The organism is Pantoea sp. R102 (assembly GCF_004916815.1).
Classification (GTDB): Bacteria; Pseudomonadota; Gammaproteobacteria; order Enterobacterales; family Enterobacteriaceae; genus Pantoea; species Pantoea dispersa.
This window is the reverse complement of sequence record NZ_SDFT01000190.1, coordinates 1-5,550: the sequence shown is the minus strand read 5'-3', so window position 1 is coordinate 5,550 and position 5,550 is coordinate 1. Positions and strand designations below refer to the sequence as shown.

Annotated in this window: 6 protein-coding genes; 5 read left to right on the top strand and 1 reads right to left on the bottom strand. The window is 58.6% G+C overall.

The window, feature by feature from the left end; genetic code table 11:
* Window positions 1–91: 91 nt before the first annotated feature.
* A complete protein-coding gene (locus tag ERD80_RS18375) occupies window positions 92–1,063 on the bottom strand; it encodes a LysR family transcriptional regulator (protein ID WP_021508451.1) in 972 nt (323 codons plus the stop codon).
* Between the two features lie 156 nt (window positions 1,064–1,219).
* Between ERD80_RS18375 and argH the strand changes: the two genes are divergently transcribed.
* The 5 genes from argH to ERD80_RS18350 form a co-directional block, all read left to right on the top strand.
* Complete coding sequence (argH, locus tag ERD80_RS18370; RefSeq protein WP_058757821.1) at window positions 1,220–2,647, top strand: argininosuccinate lyase; 1,428 nt, start codon at window positions 1,220–1,222, stop codon at window positions 2,645–2,647.
* 9 nt (window positions 2,648–2,656) lie between these two features.
* Window positions 2,657–3,535 (top strand): amino acid ABC transporter permease, encoded by an 879-nt coding sequence (locus ERD80_RS18365; RefSeq protein ID WP_021508449.1) that lies wholly within the window; start codon window positions 2,657–2,659, stop codon window positions 3,533–3,535.
* Window positions 3,536–3,548: 13 nt separating this feature from the next.
* Window positions 3,549–4,313, top strand: a complete 765-nt coding sequence (locus tag ERD80_RS18360; RefSeq protein WP_021508448.1) for an amino acid ABC transporter ATP-binding protein — start codon at window positions 3,549–3,551, stop codon at window positions 4,311–4,313.
* A gap of 18 nt (window positions 4,314–4,331) precedes the next feature.
* The gene (locus ERD80_RS18355) at window positions 4,332–5,153 is read left to right on the top strand and encodes an ABC transporter substrate-binding protein (protein ID WP_136547972.1); all 822 of its coding nucleotides are present in this window, start codon (window positions 4,332–4,334) and stop codon (window positions 5,151–5,153) included.
* Between the two features lie 11 nt (window positions 5,154–5,164).
* Window positions 5,165–5,550: polysaccharide deacetylase family protein (locus ERD80_RS18350; RefSeq protein ID WP_168926291.1), on the top strand; the 386-nt coding region annotated here is incomplete at its 3' end.

The following is a 5,550-nucleotide window of genomic DNA, read 5'->3' as shown; positions in this document are numbered from 1 at the left end:
CTCCCTCTCCCGGTGGGAGAGGGCCGGGGTGAGGGCATCAGCGTACACATTCCCATCCCGTGCCAGCAGAAACCTGGTCACACGCACCAAATCAGTGCGCCGCCGCCGCATCGCTCAACCCCAGCGCCTGCATAAACAGCCGGATGATCGGATTTATTTTCCGGCCTTTCTTCATCACCAGACAAAATGCGGTTTCGCGCCGCAGCGTGTCATCGCCCAGCTCACACAATTGTCCGCGGGCAATAAACGGAGCGGCATAATGTTCCGGTAAATACCCAATAAAGTGACCGGTTAAAATCAGCATGGCCACCGATTCCACCTGCACCGCCTGCACACCGCTCTCCTGCACCGGAATCAGGCGGCGTTCATCGCGTGGGGTAACATATAAATGATTAATAATTTTCTGCTGACGTAATACATCCACCGAAATATTTTTATCGCAAGATCCGCAATAGAGAGGATGTGACGCAGCGCAATATAATTTTGCGTATTCTTTATAAAGTTCGAAGTAATCAAACTCATTTTTCATTTCATACACGGGCGCAATGCCGCAATGAAAACGCCCTTCGCTTATGCCGCGTTCAATATCATCCAGCTGTGCGGTCTGCAGACGAATCTGCACCTTTGGCGCTTTCTGGTGCAACTGTTGCACCGCACTGGTGACCGGCGAGTGTGGATCGCTAATGGTGTTATCCACCACGCAAATCGCGATGTCGCCCAGCAGCTCGTTGCGACTATTGTGCAGCCGCTCGCGAAACAGGTTGAGCGACACGAACAGCTCCAGCGTGGCCTGATAAACATTGATGCCGTACTGCGTCAGCTCAAAACCTTCACGGCCGCGGCTGCACAGCGTCATGCCCAGCCGAATCTCCAGGTCAGAAACCTGTTTACTGATCGCCGCCAGGCCAATATTTAATTCGTGACTGGCGGCGGTTAATCCTCCGGCTTCCACCACGCATTTAAATACCCGCAGCAATTTTAAGTCGATATTACTCAGCGCCAGAACCGCATTATCGCCGCGATTATTCGCATTGTTTCCAGACTGGGAAACTTTACTTTCCATTTTTGCTATTCAACTCCGGAATAATTGCGGTGAAAGTACAGTGAATCTGAAATACCACCTATTTGCCAGCGTGGCAATAAAATAAGTTTTTATTATCGCTGCCGGCTGAATCCAAACTTTTTCATATTGCTGCGGCTGATTTGTGAGGGAAATAGCATGTCTGAGAATGCCGAACTGTTATGGGGCGCACGTTTTAAAGCGGCTCCGGCAGCCAGTTTAACCGCGCTGTCGCGTAGCCCGGATTATTACTTTGCGCTGGCGCCGTACGACCTCGCCGGTTGCCGCGCCCATGCGCGCGAGCTGGCGCGTGCCGGGCTATTGAGTGCTGACGAGCTGGATACCATGCTGGCGGCGATTGACGCGCTGGACGCCGATTATCGCGCTGGCCAGCTGCAGCCGATTGCCGCCGATGAAGACGTGCATACCTTCATCGAACGCGCGCTGACAGAACGCCTCGGCGCGCTGGGCGGCAAGCTGCGTGCCGGCCGTTCACGCAACGATCAGACCGTCAACGATCTGCGTCTCTACCTGCGGGATAACGGCCGCAAGCTGGTGAGCGCGCTGTTGCAGTTGCAGCAGGCGCTGGTGACGCAGGCCGCGCAACACACCGACAGCGTCGCGCCCGGCTTCACCCATCTGCAGCAGGCGCAGCCGATTGTGTTTGGCCATCAGCTGCTGGCGCATGCCCAATCCTTCGCGCGTGACATTGAGCGTATGCAGGACTGGGATCGCCGCAGCGCGCGCTGTCCGCTGGGCGCAGCGGCGATGGCCGGTTCGGCGATTGCGCGTCAGCCACAGCTGGCCGCTGCCGATCTCGCTTATCTGGCACCGTGCGAAAACTCGATCGATGCAGTCGCCAGCCGCGACTACGCCGCGGAATTCCTGTTCGTCACCAGCATGATCGGCATCAACCTGTCCCGGCTGTGTGAAGAGGTGTGCCTGTGGGCGTCACGGCAGTTCCGCTGGGTGGAGCTGCACGACAGTTACGCCACCGGCAGCTCGATCATGCCGCAGAAGAAAAATCCGGACATTGCCGAGCTGACGCGCGGCCGCAGCGGCCGGCTGGTCGGTAACCTGATGGCGCTGCTGACCACCATGAAAGCCATGCCGCTCTCTTACAACCGCGATCTCAGCGACGACAAACGTAATGTGATTGATGCGGTCAACACGCTGCTGATGGTGCTGCCTGCCATGGCCGGCATGATGGCGACACTGAAATTCAATACTGAGGTGATGCGCGAGCAGGCGCCGGATGGCTTTACGCTGGCGACCGAAGTGGCCGACTGGCTGGCAATGCGCGGCGTGCCATTCCGCGAGGCGCACGAGATTACCGGCCAGCTGGTGCAGCTGTGTGAACGCGAAAACTGCGGCCTGGCCGATCTCAGCGATGCGCAGCTGCACGGCGTCGATGCACGTCTCACGCCCGAGGTGCGTCAGGCGTTAACCCTGGAAGCGGCGCTGGCAGCCCGCAGCGGCTACGGCGGCACCGCGCCGGCACGGGTGCGCGAGCAGCTGGCCCGTCTGCAAACCCTGATGCAGGACCAGCAGCGCTGGGCCGATGACTACGCCGGACCGCGCGCCTGAGGAGAGCCTATGTCACACACCACACCGGTTGAACCATCGGTCAACAATGGCCGCGTCCAGCCACATTACGATCTCGATCGCTATCAGGTGGTGCCGCGCCGCTATTATGGCCGCATCACCGCATCGGCAGTGATCCTCGTGCTGCTGGCGCTGCTGGTTAACGCCTTTGCGCACGGCAATATTGAGTGGTCGTTCGTCGGCCAGTTCTTCACCGCGCAGGCGATCCTTAACGGCGTGGTTAACACGCTGATTATGTCGGTGCTGGCGATGGCGCTGGGCATCCTGTTTGGCGTCATCACCGCCATCATGTACATGTCGCCCAATCCGGTGCTGCACTATATCGCGGTGGGCTATGCGTGGATCTTTCGCGGCACGCCGCTGATTCTGCAACTGCTGCTGTGGTTCAACCTGGCGCTGGTGTTTCCCACCATCAGCATTCCCGGTCTGTTCAGCGTGCAAACCGTCACGGTGATGACGCCGTTTCTCGCCGCGCTGCTCGGCCTGAGCATCAATCAGGGCGCGTACACCTCAGAAGTGGTGCGCGCCGGGCTGTTATCGGTGGATACCGGTCAGTATGAAGCCGCCAAAGCCATCGGCATGCCACGTTTGCAGGCGCTGCAGCGCATCATTCTGCCGCAGGCGATGCGGGTGATTCTGCCGCCGGTCGGCAATGAGTTCATCAGCATGATCAAAACCACCAGTCTGGCCAGCATGATTCAGTACTCCGAGCTGCTGTACAACGCGCAAACCATCTACTTCGCCAACGCGCGCGTGATGGAGCTGCTGTTTGTGGCGGGCATCTGGTACCTGATTATCGTGACGCTGCTGTCGTTCGGGCAGAGCCAGCTGGAACGCTACTTCTCACGCGGCCATCGTCGTCGCCAGTAACCGGGAGTGAGAGATGAGAAACATCGTGCGCGCCGTCAAGGTGAACAAATATTTCGATCAGTTCCACGCGCTGAAGGACGTCAGCCTGGAAGTGAACTACGGCGAGGTGATGTGCATTCTCGGCCCGTCGGGTTCCGGTAAGAGCACCTTTCTGCGCTGTATCAACCAGCTGGAGAAAGTGGATCAGGGCGGTATCTGGGTCGACAACGAACTGGCGGGTTATCGCATTGCCGGCAACAAGCTGCACCCGCTGAGTGACAAACAGATTGCGCGCCAGCGGCTGCAGACCGGCATGGTATTTCAGCGCTTCAACCTGTTTCCGCACAAGACCGCGCTGGAGAACATCATTGAGGGGCCGTGTCGCGTGCTGCTGCGCCCGAAACGCGAGGCCAGCGAAGAGGCGATGGCGCTGCTGGATCGCGTCGGACTGGCGCACAAAGCGCACGACTATCCGCAGTCGCTCTCCGGCGGTCAGCAGCAGCGCGTGGCGATTGCCCGCGCGCTGGCGATGAAACCCAAACTGATGCTGTTTGATGAACCGACCTCGGCGCTCGATCCGGAGATGGTCGGTGAAGTGCTGGCGGTGATGCGCCAGCTGGCAAAAGAAGGCACCACCATGCTGGTGGTGACCCACGAAATGGGCTTTGCGCGTGAGGTCGCCAACCAGGTGGTGTTTATGGATGAGGGACGCATTATTGAGCAGGGCGCACCGGAAGAGATTCTGCTGAACCCGCAAAACCCACGGATGAAAAACTTTATCAACGCGATTCTTCTTTAACGTGACCGGGGTGAATAGATGAAAAAATTGTTATTGAGTGCCATCAGTGCCGCGCTGCTGCTGCAATCCTCTGCCTGGGCGGAGATTGCCGTACCGGCCAGTATCAAAGAGAAAGGGCTGACCGTCGCCATCATGCCGAACTACCCGCCGATGGATTTTAAAGATCCGGCCACCAATCAGCTGAGCGGCGTCGATTATGAGCTGGGCCAGGCAATTGGCGAGAAGCTCGGCGTGAAGGTTAACTGGCAGGAGATCGCGTTTGAACAGATGGTCAACGCGGTGGTGACCAAACGCGTCGATCTGGTGATGTCCGGCATGACCGACACCAAAGAGCGGCAGAAGGTGGTTAACTTTATCGACTACTTCAAAACCGGTCCGCAGTTTTACACACTGGCGGCGCGCAGCGACATCAACAGCGCCACCGATCTGTGCGGCAAAAAAGTAGGCACCAGCCGCCGCACCACCTTCCCGCAGGAGATTGCTACCTGGTCAAAAGCGCACTGCGAAGCGGTCGGTAAACCCGCGATTATCGTGGTGGGCGCGGAAGGCACCGCCGATGCGCGCACGCAGCTGCGTCAGCGTCGTCTGGATGGCGCGGTGCAGGGCAGTGAAACCCTGCCGTACATCATGAACCTGGAAAAAGGCACCTTTAAGCCGCTGGATAAAGCCTTCTCCTTCCAGTACACCGGCATGGCGCTGGGTAAAGATGCCGGTGAGCTGACCACGGCGATTCAGGCAGCCATTAATGCCATGATTGCCGATGGCAGCTACCAGAAAATCCTCAGCAAATGGGGCCTGAGCGACAACGGCATTGCCGAAGCCACGGTGAATCAGGGCTAAGGAGCGGGCGTATGCTACAACCGGGCGCAGTGCGCTGGCCGCAGGGCAAGCGTGGCTGTATGGCGCTGGCGTTTGATCTTGATGGTCCCACTGGCGATGCCATGCTCAATGGCAGCCTGTGGTCAACACCAGAGTATTTCACCTTTGGCGCCTACGGGCCGTTTCGCGCGCTCGGTCGGCTGCTGGATCTGCTGCGCGCCTTCCAACTGCCGGCCACGTTTTTTGTGCCGGCGTGGGTGGTGGAGCAGTGGCCGCGGCAGTGCCAGGCGATTATCGAACAGGGCCACGAAGTGGCCTATCACGGTTATCGCCACGAATCGTTCTGGGCGATTACGCCAGATGAACAGCGCGCCGTGATGGCGCGCTCTGCCGCCATCTTTCAGCAACATCTTGGTAT

Bases quoted from the DNA above. Each gene is read 5' to 3' on its own strand.
- ERD80_RS18360 (WP_021508448.1), top strand. From the start codon at position 3,549: ATGAGAAACATCGTGCGCGCCGTCAAGGTGAACAAATATTTCGATCAG.
- ERD80_RS18355 (WP_136547972.1), top strand. From the start codon at position 4,332: ATGAAAAAATTGTTATTGAGTGCCATCAGTGCCGCGCTGCTGCTGCAA.
- ERD80_RS18375 (WP_021508451.1), bottom strand. From the start codon at position 1,063: ATGGAAAGTAAAGTTTCCCAGTCTGGAAACAATGCGAATAATCGCGGC.
- argH (WP_058757821.1), top strand. From the start codon at position 1,220: ATGTCTGAGAATGCCGAACTGTTATGGGGCGCACGTTTTAAAGCGGCT.
- ERD80_RS18365 (WP_021508449.1), top strand. From the start codon at position 2,657: ATGTCACACACCACACCGGTTGAACCATCGGTCAACAATGGCCGCGTC.